8 protein-coding genes are annotated in these 22,104 nt (G+C 30.0%); 3 read left to right on the top strand and 5 right to left on the bottom strand.

The window, feature by feature from the left end:
• Positions 1-60: 60 nt before the first annotated feature.
• The 5 genes from ACXYRO_RS01665 to metK all read right to left on the bottom strand — a co-directional run bounded on the left by ACXYRO_RS01665 (position 61) and on the right by metK (position 18,889).
• Positions 61-12,360, bottom strand: a complete 12,300-nt coding sequence (locus ACXYRO_RS01665) for a hypothetical protein (protein WP_458614121.1) — start codon at positions 12,358-12,360, stop codon at positions 61-63.
• A gap of 357 nt (positions 12,361-12,717) precedes the next feature.
• Positions 12,718-14,643, bottom strand: a complete 1,926-nt coding sequence (locus ACXYRO_RS01660) for an ABC transporter ATP-binding protein (RefSeq protein WP_458607269.1) — start codon at positions 14,641-14,643, stop codon at positions 12,718-12,720.
• A gap of 8 nt (positions 14,644-14,651) precedes the next feature.
• Complete coding sequence (locus ACXYRO_RS01655) at positions 14,652-16,433, bottom strand: ABC transporter ATP-binding protein (protein WP_458607268.1); 1,782 nt, start codon at positions 16,431-16,433, stop codon at positions 14,652-14,654.
• Positions 16,434-16,450: 17 nt separating this feature from the next.
• The gene (gene obgE / locus ACXYRO_RS01650; RefSeq protein ID WP_458614120.1) at positions 16,451-17,716 is read right to left on the bottom strand and encodes a GTPase ObgE; all 1,266 of its coding nucleotides are present in this window, start codon (positions 17,714-17,716) and stop codon (positions 16,451-16,453) included.
• Positions 17,717-17,764: 48 nt separating this feature from the next.
• Positions 17,765-18,889, bottom strand: coding sequence for a methionine adenosyltransferase (metK, locus tag ACXYRO_RS01645; protein ID WP_458614119.1), 1,125 nt, complete (start codon positions 18,887-18,889; stop codon positions 17,765-17,767).
• A gap of 384 nt (positions 18,890-19,273) precedes the next feature.
• On the opposite strand from metK, the gene mnmG reads away from it, so the two are divergent.
• The 3 genes from mnmG (at position 19,274) to ACXYRO_RS01630 (ending at position 22,104) form a co-directional block, all read left to right on the top strand.
• Entirely contained in the window at positions 19,274-21,094 is a 1,821-nt protein-coding gene (gene mnmG, locus ACXYRO_RS01640) for a tRNA uridine-5-carboxymethylaminomethyl(34) synthesis enzyme MnmG (RefSeq protein ID WP_458614118.1), read from the top strand.
• Complete coding sequence (locus ACXYRO_RS01635; RefSeq protein WP_458607265.1) at positions 21,094-21,528, top strand: 23S rRNA (pseudouridine(1915)-N(3))-methyltransferase RlmH; 435 nt, start codon at positions 21,094-21,096, stop codon at positions 21,526-21,528. Before mnmG ends, ACXYRO_RS01635 begins: the two co-directional genes overlap by 1 nt.
• Before the next feature lie 144 nt (positions 21,529-21,672).
• Positions 21,673-22,104: an LSm family protein gene (locus ACXYRO_RS01630; RefSeq protein WP_435128526.1), complete on the top strand. Its 432-nt coding sequence runs from the start codon at positions 21,673-21,675 to the stop codon at positions 22,102-22,104.

Raw genomic sequence — 22,104 nt, 5'->3', positions numbered from 1 at the left:
AAAAATTTTTCTAAATCAGATTTAAATAAAACTAACGCAAATTGCATTAGTTTTATAATCCTATTTAATTTTATCAAAGTTCATATATACTCCACCATAACTTGTGTCAATACTATAAAGTTGTGGTCAAGCTGGATCAAGTCTTGAACCAGGGATATTGTTTCTAATTCAGTCGGTATCATCATATTTTCAATAATGTGAAGCAGAATAGTTTGGCGAAATAGATGTCGGTAAGGTTGGATCATCTGCATTTACTTTTCTCAATACTGTTAAGATGTCATTTCTAGAAACGGATTTAGCCAATAAGTCTAAATATTTAACTTTTTGATTAAAGGTAAGTCGTTTTGATTCTACAATAACATTACGAGCAAACTTCTTAGCACGTGGGTTCATAACTTCTCCAATCATGAAGTTTGCTTGTTCTTTGGTAAATAAAGTAACTTGTGGTTGATTTGTAGTTTCCTTACCAGGTTGTGGACTAGTTACATAGCGATATCATTTTAAAGCAAGTTCTTTGTAGTAATTTCCGATATGTGAATCACCTGTTTCTAAACCAGATATTTGGGTAGGTGCTCACTCTTTGATTTTTTTACTTACATCGAAAGTAATATCAGCAGTAAGTGGTTGTGGATTTACCTTAAAGAAGTTGTTTAATAGATATTCTTTAAAGACTTGGAATGAACGGTAGTCAAATAAAGAATATAAGAATTTCTTTTGTGCAGCAATTTTTGCATCACCAGTCGAATTTGCAATTGCATTCGAAAGTTGTTTTTGTACATTATCAGGTAATCTAAATCGTTGTCATCCGAATAATGGATTTGATTTGGTATCAAAGAAATTACCATTAGCAACATTAGCGTCGTGATCACCTTGTTCACCAACATATGCATCAGTTTGTGAATTTGGAACATAACTATTAATTTCATCCATAATTGCTTTAAATGCTTTATAAGTATTAGTAGAACTGTTATTGATACGGTTGTTTCAATCAGCACGTTTATTATTATTATTATTAGCTGCTGTAGCATCACCAAGTTTTGCAGTAACTGCAGCAAGAGCTTCATGTCTTAATTTTTCAAGTCTGTCACTGACTATATTTTGGAATTTAGATACTAATGAGTTATCTGTAGTAGAATCTGCTTGTGTAAATAGTTGCGAATACATTGCATCACCATCTAAAGGAGCGATGATGTTTTTAAGTTGATTTCTTAGATTTTGAATTTGTTGTTTTTGATCATTAAATTGTGATTCATTGTATTTATTGATGATCTCTTGATATCTAAATGTTGCATAATCGATATCTCTAATACTTTTAAAAGGATGAATATATTCTTCGTAATAATAACTATAAAATGATGGATCTTTTGTTTTAATTACCTCTAAGTAGTGAGATAAACGATTTCTTATACCCATGAATATAGCATTAGCTTGTTTTTCAATGTCTGTTAATTTAGTGATTTTTTCATCTTGCGATAAAGTATTATCTTTTATTATTGATTCTCGCTTTTCATTTAAACTTTCAGCAAGATTTTTTAGTTCATCTGTATATATATTAGAATATCCACTATTAGAACCTAATAATCCATGATCATTAAATGCTTTTTGTGATTTGCTTACAGCATCATTATATCTTTTTTGTTCTTCTGCTTTGGCTTTATCAGCGATTTCTTTTTTCTTAGCATCAATTTCTTTTTTTATCTCTGCTAACTTAGCACTATCTCCATCAGATATCGCTTTTTCAATTTCTTTTTTCTTAGCATCATTAATTTGTAGGATATTTTTATATGTTTGATCTTTAGTTTCACCACTACCTTGTTGATTAATCTCAGATATTCCCAAAGCATCTTTAATATCATTAATGGTATTAGTATATGATGCTTGTGCTTTATCAATGATATCTTGCTTTTCTGTATCAGTTTTAGCTTTTGATAATTCATCTGCTAATTTGCTTTTACTTTGCTCATCGATTCCATCGAGACGTTTAATAATCGTATTAGCAATATTTTCCTTATTTTTTTGTTGAGCTATTGCTAAAGCCTTTTTATTTTCGATTGTTTGTTGTGTTACATTAGTAGCATCTAATCCATCCATTAAATTATTTGATTGAATAATTTCTTTTGGTAGTTTATTAATTTCTTTTAAAGCATCATCTTTAAGTTTATTAATTTCTGAATTTACATCAGTAACTACTTTTTGGTATTGGCTTTCGGTGGTATTATCTGAATTAACTAAATTCTTCAATGAATCATAGTTAGATACTTTGGTAGCACCAGTTGAACTAAGACGGTTAAGTTGATTTTGTGCTTCAGTTTTCTTTTGATTTAAATAATTTGAAACTTCTGCTTTTAAATTATTTAAAGTAGATGTATCACTATTATAAGTTGATTCATTGGTATAATCGTGATTATTTACTGCATTGTTTTTGTTGGTAAAATCATTTTTCTTACTTTGATCACTTAGGCGATTTATCAATCCAGATATTTGATCTTTAAGTTCTTTTATTTCTTCACCACGTTTATACTTTTTAGCTTCATTAACAGCAGAATCTATACTATTTTTATCAGTTGCATTATATAATGAATTGTTAATTAAGTCATTTTTCTTAGATGCATATTTGCTGTCGTTTAAAATAGTATCAATTTGTGATTTAGCAGCATCAACTTGTTGTTTTAAAGTAATTGCATCATTTTTAATTTTTGTTGCAGTTGATGAATCCTTAGCATTTGATAATTTAGTTTTTAAATCAGTTTGGTTACCATATTGTAATTTATTAATTTCACTTTGAGCTGCATCAATATCTTTTTTAAGTTGTACTGCTTTATTTTTGATTGTATTATATGAATCAATGCTTTGGGTTCTATTATTTGTCAATTCACTCTGTAAGGTTGATTTTTGATTATTATCTAATTTATTAATTTCACTTTGTGCATCATTTTTAGCCTTAGCAACTAAGATTTTGTTTTTTAAAGTATCTAATGTACTTTCATCATGTGCATTACCTAGTTCAGTAGTAAATTGTAATACTTCATTATGTGGCAATCCAGCTGAATTTAATGTATTTTGTACATCAGTAACCTTAGCAGCAACCTTAGTAATTTTTGCTTTTAATGAATCTAGTTTTGTTTCGTTATCTCCGTTTGTTGAATTTACTTGACCTTTAAAGTAAGTTTTTTGAGCATTATTATTTGCAAATTGTGAATCGATATAAGAGCTAACTTCATCTGATTTGGTTTTAATTCGTTTTGCTTCTTCTTTTAGATCTAATAATTTTTGTCCGTCGTTGTTTTCTTGATTCTTTTTGCTTTCTAAATAAGATTTTTGTGAACTACCAAGTTTATTAATTTCAGTTTGTACATCATTACGAATAGTATTTAAAGTAGACTCTGCTTGTGTTTTTTTAGCATTAACATCATCTATTTTTGTAAGCGTATCAACTTGATAATTAGTTCTTTGTGAGACAGGAAGTTTATTTATTTCTACTTTTGCAGCATCCTTAGCAGCTTTTAAAGAATTTTTAATTTCATTAAATTTATTATCAACTTCTTGCTTTATTTGCTCAAGATTTGCGTTTGGTTGCTTTGCTCGATTAATAAAGTTATTTTTATCAGTATCAGGGATAATACTTTGGTTATTAACCCCATCAGAATTTAATTTTTTATTATTAATATATGCAATAGTATCATCAACTTGTTTTTGTCTTTTGGCTTTATTTTCAATATCTACTAAGGTATCTTTAGTTAAATCATTTTGTTTAAGTTGATTTTCTAAATTGGTTTTTTCTTGCGATTGTGTTAGTGCATCAACTTGGGTTTTTACAGCTGATTTTTTATTATTAAGTTTTTGATTTACTTGATTAATGATGTTATTTAAAGCACTTTCGGTTGCTTGATCATTAATTTGATTATTGGTAATATATTTATTAAGTGCTTCTTTTAATTGATTATAATCGTTATTTTCAGAAGAATCATTTGTTGCGCTTGTATTAACTTTTAACTTCTCAACAGCAGCAGATGCGTTATCCTTAATTTTTGCTAATTCGTTTTTTAAAGCAGTAGTTGCATCAGTAATTGCTTTTTCATTGTCAGCAGGATGTTGGTTTGCTACAAACACTGAATCTGTTGAATTAGCATCAAAACGGTTTTTAGTTTTGGTGAATTCATTATTTAGATTATTTAAAATATTTTGTGCTTCTTGACCTTTTGCTTGTGCAACGGTAGGATCAGTTGCTGCATTTATCGCATTTTTTAATTCATTCTTTTTGTTATTTGTATCTGCTAATTTATTAACAATTTGTAATGCATTATTTTTGGCACTAGCAAGTGCTTGGTCATGATTTTGTTGAGCAACAGCTTGCTTTTTGATTTCATTAGCTTGTTCAACTGATGCAACTTTATTAAGTTGTGATTCTAACTTAGTTTTTTCTGAATTATTTGCAGCAATTTTATCTACTTCAGTTTTTGCTTGTTTTTTAGCTTCTTCAATAACTTGCTTCTTTAAATTATTTAAATCATTAATGGTGTCTTTACCAGTTGTAGAAAGACTTGAAGGATTTGAACTAAGTTGATTGATTTCATTTTGCACTTCGTTTTTCTTATTTGCAAGAGTTGTTGCAATAGTGTTTTCAACTGCTTTAATTTGATCTTCGGTGGTAGCATTTTGTAAGTTTTGTTGCGCTTGCACATGTGCTACGTCACCAGTAATTTTATTTAAATCATTAGTTGCTTTATCTTTAATAGTTTTTAAAGCATTTGTTGCAGCAGTTTTTTGATTATTTACATCAGCAGATGTAGTAGCATTATTTATAGCATTAATAATAGTTTGTTTTTGAACATTAGAATCTGAAAGTTTATTTGCTTCGTTTAGTGCAGATTCTTTGTCTTTTTGCAGTTGTATCTGAGTTTTGATTTCTTCGATTTTTGCTTTAGTAGGTGCTGAATCAATTTGTTGTTGTAATTTTGCTTTTTCAGAAGTATTAGTGATACCATCCAAAGAAGCTTTGGTTTGGTTCTTAAGGTTGTTAAATTCTTGGTTTATTTTGTTAGTAAAATCTGTATATGCTTTTTCGGTATCGGTTGTTTTAGCAGTATTAAATTCTGAATCTTTTTCATTACCAAAGATTTTGTTTGCAACTTCAGCTTTTGCTTTAATATCGTTAAATTTAGCTTCAATTTTTGCTTTTAAAGCATTATATTCAGATTCTTTGTGAGCACCTTTTAAATCATTTTCAAATTGCTTACGGTTGTTTCCGTTTTCATTCACTGGAATAAATTTATTCAGTAAATTATTAATTTCTTGTTGTTTAGAATTTAGATATTCAGTAACTTTATTTTCAGCATCTTTAATAGTTTGTGGATCACTGCTTCCTGCTTGGTTTTTAAATTCATTCTTTTTATCAGTCGATACATCGATTTTTTCTACTTGTTGGTTAAATGCTTGTAAAGCAGACTGGATTGCAACGGTTTGTTCGCGATTTTTTGTAGTTACATCAGCAGATAATTGATTAAGTTCATTAAGTTTCTGATTCATATCTGCTTCAGATGTCGGATGAGTAGAAGTGATGCTAGTTAATCGAGTAGTATATGGACTTTGGTCTCTTGATAAAATGCTTGAAATACTTGTTTTAATTGGGTCGGCTTTTTCTTGAACCTTAGCAGCATATTCAAGTGATTTAATTTTTGCATATGTATCTGTTTTAGATGCATCCTTTAATTCTTTAATTAATTCTGCTTTATTAGATGCAGATGTAGCATTAATAGCATTTTCAGCATCAGTGCGAGCTTGTGATATTTTTTGTTCAACATTAGTTTTAAGTTGATTTAAAGCACTTTCTGTTTTAGATGTATCGTTGATAAGTTGATTATAGGTATTATAATCTGGAGAACCTTGTAGTTTATTTAGTTCAGCTAATGCAGCATTCTTAGCAGTTTCAACATCTTTAATCGCTTTATCTTTAACAGTTTTAACAGCATCTAAGGTAGTAGCATTTTGTAGCTCGTTATTATATTGATTTGCTTTGCTTGCTTTATCAATATATTGTTTAGCCTCGGTTTTAGCTTGAGCTAATTGAGTATCTTGATTGCGTTTAGCGGCTTGAACTTGCGATTCGATGTTGTTTAATTTATCTAAGGTAACATCGGTGGCGTTAACTTGATTTTGGTAATTATCTTTGTTTCATAATTGATTAATTTCTTTAGTAATTTGTTCTTGTTTGTATTTGATTTGTGCTTTGTTTTTGATGTTAGATAATTCAGTATATGTTTGTTTGCTGGTATCATTTGCTTCACTTGTTAATCTGGTTTTAGTAGAATTATCTTCAACTTGATTAATCGCAGCAGTAACTTCATTTTTATAGTCATTTAAAACTTTGTTTGCTTCAGCTTGGATGGTATTGATGTTATTTAAATCATTACTTTGGTCAAGTCTTTGTTTTAAATTATCGTATCTGTTATTACCTTTTAATTTTTCAATTACTGCTGTTGCTGTAGTTTTAGCATCGGTAATTTCTTTTTCTACTTTTGTTTTTACATCATTTGCTTTAGTAGATGTATCTGCTGATTTTAATTCATTTTCTAATTCAGTCTTTTTAGCAGATTTAGCAGAATCATTAAGTGATGCATTAATTTGGTTAGTAATTTGTGCTTTCAGATTTTTTAAGTTAGTTTCTTCAAGTTGTCTTTGTGTTTGAATCTTGTCATAAACTTCTTTAATCTTTTCAAGTTTATTAACAAATACTGAACCGGTATTAGTTTGATTATATGCATCATTTAATTCTTTGGTAAATTCTGCTTTTTTGCTAGCATCTTCAACTTTATTGTTAAGGGTTTCTGCATTTTGTTTTAATTTATCTTGAGCTTGTTTTAGAACATCATCAATTTGGTTGACAGTAGATAAATCTTTGGTAGCAGGGGTAGTTGAACTGGTAGACCCACTTCCAGGTATTGTTGAACCACCTTGTGAACCCCCAGAACCTTGAGTTGCTGCAGTAGGAACAAATTTTTCAGCTGTTTGCAGTTTTGTATCAAATTCTTTTGCATCGGTTGCATCTAAACTGCTATCGATTTTACTTTTATATTGTGCAACAACTGATTTAAGGTAATCTGGGATAATAGTATTTTTAATTCTTAATAAATCTTCATCAGTTCGAGCGTTTTTAACTTGTTCTTGAAGTTCGTTATACTTATTAAGATGACCAGGATTTTCGTTATTTCGATTAGTAGGTTGAATCTTTTGGGTAATTTCTTTTTGTACTTCATCGCGTATGCGTTTTAGTTCAGTATCAATTTTTTGTGAATCCTCTTTTAGTTTAGAGATTTGAGTTTGGTTATCAATAGTACTTTCAATTTTGCTTCTTACACTATTAGAACTATTTAAAACATTTAATTTTTCTTTAACTTGCGCTTTTAAAGCAGTAACTTGATTACTTTGATCTGTAAGTTTATTATTAACTTCAGTTTCGACTTTTTGTAAACTTTCTGCATTTTGAGCTTGATTTAAATCATTTTGCAGTTTTGCTTTATTAGTACTTTCTTGAATTGTATCAATTAATTTTTGAATACCTTCACGAGTCTTTTGATTATTGATTTTAATGCGTTCTGCATCTAACTCTCCCATATTAGCAGCATTATCAATTGCTTTTAATGCAGCATCTTTAAAACTTTGATCACTTACCCCTGTTACACTTTGAACTTTTTGATTATTATCAGTATATGTATATCCATTTAATAGTTTTTTTAAATCAGCTTGTTCATCTGAGAAGATTTTAGCAGCTGCATCTTTAATTTGTTTATATCCACTTTCACTTTGGGTGCTATCAAGATTACCTTGCTCGGTTTCTCTAGATTGTCTACCAGTAAGTTTATCAACTTGAGTTTTTGCTTCAGCCTTTTTAGCATCTAAGAATGCTTTGATTTTAGCCATAACAGCAGCAACATCCTCGTTGCTTCGAGCATCATTGATTAATTGTGCATATTCATCTTTGGTTGCTTTTGATTCATCCAAGTCGATATTATTATTAGCAGCAGTTGCAGCATTAATTTGTGGTTGTAAAGCACGGTTATATACATCCTTGACTTCCAAGTCCTTGATTACTTGATTCAATGCATCTTCGCTTTGTGCTCCATTGATAGATACATTAAATGAAGTCTTTTGTTCAGGGAAAAGTTTTTTAGAATCTAAGGTTGCTAAAACTGCTTCTTTATGAATTTGTAATTGGATTGCAGTTTTAGCATCGTTTAAATCTTGAATGGTTGCTGCAGTATTAACCATTTGATTCAAGACGCTTTTTTGTTCGTTGTTTGTAACGGAAGAAAGTAATCCTAAATCATTTTGTTTTTGTCCTTCAAAAGCAGCATTCATTTCAGAAATATAGTCAAGAATTTGTTGTTCTTTAACTTTTGATGTATCCATAGCCGCTTTAATATCAGCATATTTTTTATGCATTGTATTATCACCGACTAATTTAGCGAGGGTAGCATCATATTCTGAAAGTCTAGAATTTATTTTATCTGAAACACGATCACGTTGTTGTTTTGAAATGGATTGGGTAGTTCAGTGTTCGGAAGTTATGATGTGATCAGCATCGGGGTTATTCAAACGGGCTACATCGGCTTTAGTATCAGCATTATAAGCAGCTAACTTAGCATCAATGTCATTATTTACTTGATTAATTTGTGTTTGATTATCAGCAGCAGCTAAAGCATCTTTTAATGCTTTATTATCAGCAGCAACAACATTAATTACTTCATCGATTCGATTCGATACTTGTGCCTTAGCATCGTTTAAACGAGTAATTGCGGTTTGTTTAGCTGCAGCAATAGCTGCTTGTGTTATTGCAGCATCAATATCACGGATAAGACCTTCGTTGTCGTTAAGTTTTAATGCTTGTGCTTTTGCATCATCTTTTAAAGATTGTAAATATGCATCAACTTCTTTAATAACACCATCAACAGCTACTTGAGATTGTGCATTCTGGATTTTTTCTTTAAATTCATCAAGTTTTGGGCCTGCTAATAAACGAGCTTGTGTATCTTTGCGAGCTTGTGTTTTTTTATTAGCTAATTCATCTTGTTCTAAAGCGATGGTATTTTTGATGGTTTTAAGCATATCACGAGCATCTAATAAACCTAAGTCAGGTTTATTTGCACGTTTATTGAATAAGTCGATATTTTCTGGTTTATATAATTTCTTGATTTGTTCTTTAGTTTGTGCTACTAAATTAGCAATTTCATTGTGTTCAGATTCTATTTGTTGGTTAATTTTATCTAAAATTGCATTCGCACCCGGAGTATCTTCGTTGGCTTTGGTTGCTTCTAGTTCCTTGGTTAATTCAGCCGCTTTTTGTGGATCTTGCACATTTTGTAGTTGTGCATCAGCAGCATCATGAGCGTGCTCATATGCAATAGATTTATTAATTTTATCTAAAACATTATTTAAGTCTTTAATGGTATTTGAATTAATGATATCTTGTGCATATTTAGCTTTTTTGTCAGTATCTTTAAGACCAGGATTTGCTGTGCTTCCATCTCCATCTAATGTATCAATAACTTTATCATGAACATCTGAGAATGCTTTGTTAGCTTGATCGATAACATTTTGGATAGCGGCTTCAACTTGTGATGCACCAAAAGAAGATTCTAAATTTTGCTTTAAATCTCCGTTATATTCAGTTAATCCACCTTCGGTGCGAGCAATAGCCTTTTTAGCTTGATCTTTAAGTTCGTTAATATATGAATCAACTTGATCAGAAATAGTTTTAATTTCTTGTGGTGTTTTAGCATTAGAAAGTTGGTTATATAAATCTAGTTTTTTTGGATTAGCATTCGATAATAAACCTAATTTATCTTTAGCAGCAGTTTTGGCAGCCGCTAGTGCTGCATCTTGGTCTGCTAAGGATTTATTAATTTGCTCTGCTAAGGCAGCGCCAGAAGCAGCATCAGGCAGTGAATTTATTTTGTTTAAAAACTCTTGTTTTGCTTTTGGATCGATGATATTATCAGCTAGGTTGTTTAAATGTGATTGTTCGTTTTGTAATTTAATTTGATTATCAATCGAAACTAATAAATCATTTGCAGCATTTGGATCGTTGACATCAACTAATTTATCACGAAAAGCAAGTTTTTTAGCAGGATCGCTAATTCGGTCAATTAAAGCACCAATTTGTTCTTTTTGTGAATCAAGTTGGTTTTGTGCATCAATACTATTAGTAATTTCATTACGGATTTTAGAAAGATTATCAAAAATGGTATTTTGATTATCAATTGTTTTTCCACTTGAATCACTTGTAGCATTTTTAAGGTTATTTAATAATTCTGCTTTCTTCTTAGGATCTTTGATGTATTTATTAATAATATATTCAAGTTGTCCGTTGGTAAGTTTATTATCTGATTCAAGTTTGTGGTAGTTTTTAATATCTGAAATTAATCCTGCTAATTCAGCATTGTTAGTTACTTTTAATAAACGATCTTTAAATTCTGCTTTTTTAGTAGCATTTTCAATTTTATCGATTCCGTCTTGTGCTATTTTTTTGTTTTCTTGGAAGTTATAAATATCTTCGATTTTTTCCTTAGCATCTAAAACTGCTTTAAAGGCTTGATTAGTGGTTTTATCATTAGGATCAAAAAGTTTTTCAGGATCGAATTGTGCTGAATTTATAGTGTTATATTCTTTAGTAATTTTGGCTTTGTTTTCATCATCTAATTTATTGTAGTATTCATTAGCACGCTTTTTAGCTTCTTCATAGTTATCAACGGTGTTTGCTTTTTTAGATAAGTCTAAATAGTCTTTTGCTATAGCGTTTGGATTATTATTTAAATCAGTAAGTTTGCTTTGTAGTTCTTTTTTAAATTGACTAAATTCACCATTAGGATCGATTTTATTAATATCATCTTGGGTATTATCTTTAATTTTTTGGAAAATACGTTCTGCTTCTAATTCTAAATCAACTACATCTTTTTGTGTTTTAGCATCAACAAGTGCAACATCTAAACGGTTTTTATTATCATAATCACCATCTAGTAAACGAATTTTGGTTCTGGCTTCTTTTTTAGCAACATTTAACAAATCAAGTGCTTTTTGTCCTACCTTATTAATATCTTCTAAGGTATTAGCATTATTAAGTTCGTTTAAAAGTTCATTTCTAGGTGGATTATTCAGTGCTTCAATTTGAGCACGTGCAGCATTTCTAGCATCTTCAATTGCTAAAACACCTTTTAATTCAGTTTCGATGTTATCTAAATCTGATAAAAGGTTAGCATTATCGATATCATCGAGATATCTTTGTTTAATAATTTCAGGTAAATTTGATTTGTTAACTCTGTCTTTTAAAATTTTCTTTTTAGAATTTAACAATCCTTCAACCCCAGAAATTGCTCTAAGTTTATCTTCAATTTGTTTTTGAATCTCAACAAGTTCAGGGATGTTTCCAGCTTTATCAATTTTATCTGAAAAATCTTTTTTAGCAGCTTCATCATCAAGAGCATTATTTAACTCATGTACTTGCTTTCTTAAGTCTTCTAAATCACGATTTTCTTCTGAATTTAAGATTTCATCTACTTTTTTGTTAATGGTATCAAGTTGTCCACCAGGTAGTTCATCACCTGGAGCTAATGTAGTCATATCTTGATATACGTCATCTCTTTGATAGATATTTTGAATTTCTTTTGCTTTATCAGCAACTAACTGAGTTTTATCTAATAAAGTAGATAACTCACGTAATTTTTCTTTATCATCTCCTGCTCTAGCACGTAAATCTAAAAAGTTATCTTGAATTACTGATGGAAGTTTAGCAATCTTAGCATCAACGCTTTCTTTTAGTTTTGCTAACTCTTTTGCTTGTTTATCAATTAATTCTTTAAGACGATCAATTAAAGGTTGTACTTGCTCTGGTTTAGTCGCTTGTGCAGCCTGAGCAATAAGTTCATCCTTATCCTTAGAATCATTAAGTTTTGGAAGTAATTTATCGAATTCAAGTAATTTATCAAGAGCATCGTTGAATGTAATCAAATCATCAAGATTGGTAAAAGTAGTAACCTTAGAATCAAAATTCACAAGTTCATTTAACTTGTTATTTACTGAATTAACTGCTGCATCGGTGATTTTCTTATTTATTTCTGCAAGATATTCAAATTGTCTTGGGGTCTTATATGTAGTTGGTAATTTAGATAAATCTGCAAAAAGCAGCCTCTTAGTTTCATCAGAGATGTTTACCCTTTTTATATCATTTAAAGTTTTATTATATAAGGTTTTATATTGATCACTTGCTTGTTTGCGATCATATAAAATTCCTATTGTTAGTCCTGTGAAAGTTGTAGCGGCAACTGCAGCAGATGAAACAAAAATTATTCCTTTTCTTTTGTTAGTCATAATTTCTTCCTTTATATTTTACTTATTTAATTTTGTAGTTTTTGTTATTTTTATATATATTGACTGTATAAAAATTGTATAACAAAAAAACACACAATAAATTCATAGAATAAAATTATACTCTCTTATATATATATATATATGGTAAAAAAATTTTTAGTGCTATAAATTCAAGTAAAAAGTTAATTTTTTAAGAATGTTAAAATCCAAAAATGCTTATGTTGTGTATTTTAAAAACAAGCAAAGATATTGATTTTACTTGTTAATAAAGTTGTTAATAAACATAAATTAACTCAGATAAATGATATCAAATTTTAGTATAAACAAACATTATTAAAAACACAACCATAGGTTGTATTAGTTACTAAATTGTGACCGATATAGATTATTATAAAAGCCTTTTGCATTTAGAAGTTCTTCATGTGTTCCACTTTCAATAATCTCTCCGTCATTTACTACTAATATCAAATCAGCATGTTTAATGGTGCTAAGTCGATGAGCAATAATAAATGAAGTTTTATATTGCATCAGATGCAGCATTGCTTTTTGAACAATCTGCTCAGTACTTGAATCAATATTAGATGTAGCTTCATCCAAAATTAAAATATTACGATTTGATAAAATTGCTCGCGACAAAGAAAGCAGTTGTCTTTGACCTTGTGAAATATTCATTCCATTATGTTCAATTTGTGTTTGATATCCTTTTTCCATATTTTGGATAAAGTGGTGTGCTTGTGTCATTTGGGTTGCTTGTTCAATTTGTTCCATACTTGCATTTGGATTGGTCATTTTAAGATTTGCTAAAATAGTTTCATTGAATAAAAAGGAATCTTGTAGCACAATAGTTAAGATGTCTTTCAAGTCTTTTGAATTGATTTCCTTTAGCTCATTTCCATCGATTTTAATGCTTCCTTGTTGGTAATCATAGTATTTTGAAATTAAGTTAATAATTGTGGTTTTACCAGCACCAGTTGGTCCTACAATCGCAATCACTTTTCCTTGCTCAGCTTTAAAGGAAGCTCCTTTAAGTTGGTAATTAGAAGAATTTGGATTATATTTAAAGAAAACATTATCAAAAACAACTTCCCCTTTCACTGATGCATAACTAACGGTATTGTTTTGATTATATTTATATGCTGCAAACGCGTATGGATCATTTGTGTTAGTTTCAATGAATTTTTGCTCATTTTGATCAAATCTGATTTTAACAATGTGGATTTTTTCATTTTGATGCGATTCAATTGGTGCATCTAAAATGCGAATAACTCTGGTAGTTGCTGCAATTCCGACTTGTGCTTGAAATACAGTTCCTAATACCGCTTGAAAAGGTCCCATAAAGTTTCAATTCAATGATGTATAAGTAAAAATTAATGCAGCAGTTGCTTTTCCATCCACCCCTGCACCTAACCCAGGTACACCTAAAACAGGGACTGAAAATAAATAAAATACTGCTGAAATGGCTGTAATAATTAAGATAATTAAGTTTGAAATCACATAATAAATAGTTTCAAGACTCTTGGTAATTAAATCACCTCGAAAAGCAATTTGACGAATTTTTTTGGTTATCTTTTTTAACTCACTATTAATTAATTCTTGACGGTTAAATGCATTTGTAACCTTAGTATTTGCTAACATTTCTTCGACAAAAGAGTTAAGTTCTCCAAATGCTTCTTGAACTTTGATAAAGTATGGTTGTGAACGTCTAATTACAATTGCAACTGATGCAAACATCAAAAGTGAAAACGGAACAACAATTAATGTTAAATAAACAGATACCATTGACATAACAATAATAGCAATCGAGATGTTAAATATCGCATTAATAACTTGGGTTAGCCCTTGATAAAGCGATAAAGCGATGTTATTGCAATCAACAATTAAGCTTGAAATAAGGTTCCCGGTTTTATTATTATCATAATAACTAATTGGCATTTCTAACAGCGAATGCATTAATTTGTTTCTCACCCTTGCCGCTGCATAAAAGGCAACTTTAGCATAAATGCTATTTTCTAAATAACGAAAAATGGCATATATTAAATAACATCCACCTAATCCAGCAAGAGTCAAAGCAAACTGTGTGATAGAAATATTTTCAAAAGCGATATTACCTTTTGCTAGAGGTTCAAAAAAGTGGTTAATAACAAATCCTATTAAAAAACTGCCACCAATATAAGCCAATGCATTTAAAACAGAAAACAATAATGCTCAATAAATAATAGTTCTATCTTCTTTAATAAAAGAAATTCAAACCTTAAAAGCACGTCAATTTGAATGTTTAGTCATTATGCTCCTTATTGTTGTAATTGGTTAAAGTTAACATCAGCATATCATTGGCATGTTTGTAGGAGTTCATCGTGACTGCCTTGTCCAATGATTCTACCTTTGTCTAAAACGATAATTTTATCAGCATGCTTGATAGAATTAATTTTTTGTGAAATGATAATATTGGTGGTTTGATAATTTGTTGACAAATTATGAATAAGGTTTTTAGTAGTTATGTTATCTAAAGCACTGGTAGAATCATCTAAAATTAATATTTTTGGTTCAATTAATAAGGTTCGAGCAATCGAAAGACGTTGTTTTTGTCCACCTGATAAGTTTTTGCCACGTTGTCCTACAACATGATCAAGTTTATCTGCAAACGAATTAACAAATTCGTTTGCACATGAAGAATCGAGTGCTTTTTGAATTTGTAGTTCAGTAGCATCTTCTTTAGCAAAAAGTAGATTAGATTTAATGCTACCTGAATAAAGTAAAGCATCTTGGTATACAATCCCGACATCTTTACGGATTTGGTTGGTATCAAGGTTATTAACTTCTTGGTTATCGATTAAAATATTTCCGTCAGTATATTGCATATTTTTAATCAATAAGTTTGCTAAGGTAGATTTTCCAGCACCAGTTGGTCCGATGATTCCTAAGGTTTGACCTGCATCAATTTTAAAATTAATATCTTTTAATACATAATCTTCAGATGTTTGAAAATATTTAAAATTCAAGTTTTTAAATTCAATGCTGTAGCTGTTTTTATCGTTATTTGTATTAAGATGTGTTGGAAATAATTTATCTGAACTTTTGAAGTTATAGACATATGAAATTCTTTTAGCAGAAACACGAGCGCGGAAAAAAGTTCCTAAAAATTGACTAAAACTACTGATACCAAGTGCGATAATAAATTCATATTCAATAAATGTATTAATCTTAGCAATTAATTGTGGGATATTAGTATTTGGATTTTTTTGAATTGTCACAAATGCGACAGCATAAATAATAATAATTATTAAGTTAGTAATAAAGAAAAATGCAGGCATTGCTAATGAAAAGAGTGAAAAAATTCCGCGTTCATTAACTTTTCATTTATTGGTTGCGCTTTGATATTTGCTATATTGTTGCTCTTGCAGGTTATATGCTTTAATAAATCTGATTCCTAGGATGTTTTCATCAGATTCTTTGGTAATTGCATCCAAGTTTTTACGGTTTTGCGCAATTAATGGTCGAACAAATTTAAAGATAAAATACATTACAAAAACTAGCAAAGGAATTACGGCAATAATCGCTCATGTTAAAGGAACATCAGTTAAAAATGCAAAAACTAAACCAGCAATGATATAAAAAGGAGCTTTAACTAAGGTAGTGCTTGCTCCAACTAAAAACTCTCAAAAGACTGCAACATCGTCGTTGATCCGAGTGATAAGACTTTCTGGTGTAATTTGTGCAATTTCTTTTAATGATAACTTTTGGTATTTAGCAAACAGTTTATCGCGATAAAAATTTGATGCTCTTTCTCCTGATCAGACAATGATTAAAAGACCCATCATTGATACAAAAGAAGAAAAAGCGATTAATCCTAAGGTAACACCTAAAAGTAGACCTAATGTATTAGAAAAATTTGTAGATTGATAAATTATATGATTGAAAAGTACTATGTGATATGTTCCACTTTTATTAATCAACAGAGGTAAAAATTGAGCAATAAAAATTGGAATAAACATTGTTATAATTACATTTAATAAGATTAAAGATACTCCAAATCAAATCCGATTCTTCAGATTTTTCGGGAGAATCTTAAACATAGATATCATATTACCCCCTATTCTTGGTCATCTCATTCGAACTCAAAACCATAAATTGCAACGATATCACCTTTTTGGATGTTGCGACGAATTAGTTCGTCTCATACACCGATTTTTTTAAGGATGTTATTAAAGCGAACTAAGTTATCATAAGTGTTAATAGGAATTTTATAATAAAGTTCTTCAACTTTCTTTCCACTAACATCAAAGTATCCTTTATAAGGATTTTTTACAATAAAATCTGGTTCATAAGTTATAACCTTTACTGAATCATTTTCTTCAGTAATTGTCTGAAATTGAGTAGTTGAAATAAGTTCACATAAAGCAGCTTTAACAACTTCTAAGTTCTGATGAAAAATTGCAGATATCGAAATAACTTTAACATCAGGATATTTATCCTTAAAAGATTTTAAATGCACATTAAAAGCATCTAAATCAGATTTATTGGCTATAACTAATTGTGGTTTTGATTCAAGTTTTAAATTATATGATTTTAGTTCATTATTAATAGTTTCATAGTCTAAAATCGGGTTTTTATCTTCTGAACCAAAATCAATAATATGTGCGATGACTTTACATCTTTCGATGTGTTTTAAAAATTGAATTCCAAGTCCTTTACCTAATGCGGCACCTTGAATTAAACCAGGTAAATCAGCAACGGTAAAAGAGTTTTGATGAAATTGCACCATTCCTAATTGTGGTACTAAGGTTGTAAATTCATATTCTGCAACTTTTGCATGTGCATTTGAAATAGAATTTAAAAATGTCGATTTTCCTGCTGAAGGCTTACCTACCACACCGACATCAGAAAGAATTTTTAAGACTATATGTGCTTGGTATTTTTCTCCAGGCATACCGTTTTCAGCAATTCTAGGTGCTGTGTTTTTAGCGGTTTTAAACTTGTTATTACCGCGACCACCTTTTCCACCTTTTGCTACCAAATATGCTTGATCAGCTTTGATAACATCAGCAATTAATTTCGTCCCGTTATATACCAAGGTTCCTATTGGAACTTTGATATAAGTATCTTTAGCATTAGCACCGTAAAGATTTTTTGGGCCACCCTTGACACCATCTTCTGCTGTAATATGCTTGTTTTTGTAAAAACTAAGCAAGGTGTTTTTACCTAAATCACCAACAAAATAGATGTTTCCTCCACGACCTCCATCGCCTCCATCTGGGCCACCTTTATCAACATGCGCCTCGCGACGAAAAGAGATCATCCCATCTCCACCTTTACCAGCTTGCAATAATATGCTAACTTCATCGATAAACTTTGCCATAAAATCCTTTCTTAATATTATAGTATTTTAAAGTGTCAACTTAGGTAATTATTTTAAATATTGTTTTAATTCTTCAACTTTATTAAGTCGCTCTCATGGTAGATCGATATCATTTCTACCAAAGTGTCCAAAATATGCTGTTTTTGCATAAATTGGTTTTCTTAATCCAAGTGCTTCGATAATTGCTTTTGGTGTGAGATTAAAGGTATTAATAATTGCATTTTCAATTTTTTCTTTAGCGATTTTTTCGCTCCCGAATGTCTCAACCATAACCGAAATAGGTTTTGCTATTCCAATAGAATAAGCAATTTGAATTTCAACTTTATCTGCTAAACCGGCTGCAACAACATTTTTTGCCACTCATCGAGCAGCATATGCAGCAGATCTGTCAACTTTGGTAGCATCCTTACCACTAAAAGCTCCACCGCCATGTCGCGATGCTCCACCGTAGGTATCAACAATGATTTTACGTCCTGTTAAGCCAGTATCCCCAATAGGTCCACCGATAATAAATTGTCCGGTTGGGTTAATTAGGATGTGTTTTGGAGCATCTAAATTAAATTTTTGTAATGTTGGCAAAATGATTTTTTGCACTATATAATCTTTAAATTCGGATTCAACATACTTACTTGAATGTTGAATGCTTAATAAAACTGTATCAACACTTGTATGTTCAGGATCGCTGTAATCTAAGGTAACTTGCGATTTCATATCGGCTTTTGCTCATACAAAATCTCCGCTAACTCTAAGTTTTTCAGCCACCCTGACAAGTTCATGTGCAACTGTAATCGCAAGTGGCATATAAACATCGGTTTCGTTAGTTGCATAACCAAACATTATCCCTTGATCGCCTGCTCCGATTTCATCACCTAATTCAACTCCCTGAGCGATGTCGGGACTTTGGTGTCGGATGTCTGTGATAAAACTTGTTTCGTTAGTGTAATATCCTAAGGATTTTAAGATATTTTTAGCAATTTCAATAACATCAATATCAGCAGTTGCTTTAACTTCCCCTGCTATAAAGATGTTGTGTCCACTGGCCATTGTTTCGACTGCAACTTTAGCACATGGATCTAAGGTTAAATAAGCATCCAAAATCGCATCTGAAATTTGATCACAGACTTTATCTGGATGTCCTCTTCCAACTGATTCGCTGGTAAATAATTTTCTCATATAAAAAAACTCCTTATTAGTTAAATAGGAGCATAAAGATGGTCATTTGCATGTTGGGATACATCCCCTGACTCTCCACCGTGTATTAAACCGGTTGGCAATGGTTTTCGTTGTCAACTACCATACTCTTTATGCTGACCATATAAAAATATATGGGTTATGCTATTATAGCAGAATTTTTAAATATTAAAATAATTTAACGATTTTTGTTTTGGAGCTATATAAAAGAAATTTATTTTCTTTTTTATGTTATATATAGTAAAAAAAGAAAATAAAGGGATTTATACACAAAGATATTAAGATTTAATTCACAAGCAAAACAAATTAAAAATTTTGCTAAAAAAATATAACATTTTTAATATAATAAAAATTAAAGAGGTAAATATGAAAAAAAGTTATCAAGCAATCGTTATTGGTGGTGGTCATGCAGGTGTGGAGGCTGCTTTTGCTCTAGGAAATAAAGGTTATCAAACTGCATTAATTTCATTTGATTTAAAGCGTTTAGCGATGATGCCTTGTAATCCGTCGATTGGGGGTCCTGCAAAAGGGATTATAACTCGTGAAATTGATGCATTAGGTGGAGTTCAGGGATATTTTTCAGATTTAGCGATGATTCAAATTAAGATGTTAAATGAATCAAAGGGTCCTGCTGTTAGGGCATTAAGGGCTCAAATAGACAAAGATAAATATTCTAATATTATTGCGAAAGCACTAAATGAGCATCTAAATATTGATTTAATTGAAGCGGTTGTTGAAGAAGTTTTAACAGATTCAGAAAAAAAAGTAGTTGGTGTTGTTTTATCAGATGGAAGTGTTATAAAAACAACTGTGTTAGTGATCACAACTGGAACATATATGAATTCAAGAATTTTACGTGGAGATGAAATTACTATATCCGGACCTGATAATCAAAAAACTACACCAAAACTTAGTTTATCACTACAAAAATTGGGTTTGCATCTTCAACGCCTTAAAACTGGTACACCTGCTCGAATTTATGCCGATTCAATAGATTTTTCACAAGTAGAAAAAGAAGACTTAGAAGATACTATATTGACTTTTTCAAACCGTTCTAACATCAAACTTGATAAACAAATTTCATGTTATCTTACCTATACAAATGATGCAACACACAAAATAATTGAAGAAAATATTGGTAAATCTGCTATGTATTCAGGTTTAATCGAAGGGGTGGGACCTAGATATTGTCCTAGCATAGAAGATAAAGTAATGCGTTTTCGAGATAAACATCGTCATCAAATCTTTTTTGAACCTGAAACAGCTGATGGAAGTATTATATATGTAAACGGGATGTCAACATCAATGCCAATAGATGTGCAAGATAGGATGTTAAGAACTATACCAGGATTACAAAATTGTCGCATCCAAAAATGAGGGTATGCAATTGAATATGATGCTTTAAATCCCTTACAAATCCAACCATCCTTAGAATCAAAAGTGATTAAAAATCTCTATACAGCAGGACAAATCAATGGAACAAGTGGATATGAAGAGGCAGCCGCACAAGGATTAATTGCAGGAATAAATGCTGCATTAAATCTAGAAAATAAAGAGCCATTAATTTTAAAGCGTGATGATGCATATATCGGAGTATTAATAGATGATTTGGTAACAAAAGGAACAAAAGAACCATATCGAATGTTAACATCTAGAGCTGAATATCGATTGTTATTGCGTAATGATAACCCTGACTTACGTTTATCTAAATATGGTTATCAAATCGGATTGGTTTCTAAACAAACATATGATTATGTACTAAAAAAATATCAAACCATAGATGCAAAAATAAAGCAACTGAGTGAAGAATTTTTATCTTCAAAGTCACAATTAGCACAAAAATATGGAATAGAAAATGGAGTTTCAATGTTAAAAGTTTTAGCCCGACCAGATGTTAAAGCAGAAGAAGTACTAGGTGATTTCGAATTCAAAAATGAACTTACTACCATTATCCGTTTAGATGGTTATATTAAAAAACAACAAATCCAAGCACAAAAAATGTCGCGCTTAGATTCACTAAAAATACCAAAAGATATAGATTATCAGAAAGTGATGAATTTAGCAACAGAAGCTCGACAAAAACTTGAAGCAATTCGACCACAAACCATAGGTCAGGCATCTCGGATTTCCGGGATAAATCCTACTGATATACAAATGTTGATGTTTTATTTAGGTAGCAAAAAGTAATGAAATTGAATATTATCGCTGTTGGAAGTTTATCAAAAGAATACCAAGATATCTATAAACAATATATCAAGAAAATTATTTTTTTTGCAAAAATTAATTTAATAGAAATCAAAGAACAAAAAAATGATAATATTGACTTGAAAATAAAAAAAGAAACCCAATTAATCCTTGATAAGATACCTAAAAACTCAAAAGTATTTTATTTATCTACCAATGCAAAACAATATGATTCAATAGAATTCGGTAATTTGTTTTTAGATATTGATAATGTTACTTTTGTAATTGGAGGTTCAAACGGAGTTGATGAATCATATTTTGAAAATAAGATAAATTTTTCCAAAATGACTTTTCCACACGAATTATTTCGCATAATGCTTATTGAACAAATATATCGAAGTTTTACAATTAAAAATAATATAACTTATCATAAATAATTTTTTAATCTTATTAATATAAAATAAAAAATCTAAATTAATAATAAATTTTTATCATAAACTGCTATAATATAACAACTTCTCTTTTTTATGAATTATAAGGAGTTGTACGTCAGTGCAACTTTTCTTATTTTAAGGAGTCAAATGAACTATAAACAAATTTTAATTGAACAATTTGGTGATAATATTTTGGATGCAAAAATGGTTTCAAATGATTTTGGACAAACTTTAGAAATTACAAGTAAGTTTACTGACTTAAAGCAAGTTGAAGAATTATCCAAACAAGTTTCAATGTTTTTAAACACTCAAAATTGGTTTAAAGATGAATATAATTTAGAAGTTTTATCAAAGGGTTTAAAAACGGATTTAGATATCAATGATTTAACAAGTTATATAAATAAAGAAATAAAAATAAAAACAATTAAAAGTTATGAATCACATAATATCTTTGTAGTCACATTATTGGAAGTTTTTGATGATAAAATACTTGTTAGATGAAATAAAAAAGGGCAGATGCGAAAAGTATCATTTGAAAAAAATAATATTTCTTCAGTAGAGTTATATATTAAATTTTAA

This window comes from Mycoplasma sp. 4013, assembly GCF_054353875.1.
The sequence above is the reverse complement of the archived record's forward strand: the minus strand, read 5'-3'. Positions and strand labels throughout refer to the sequence as shown.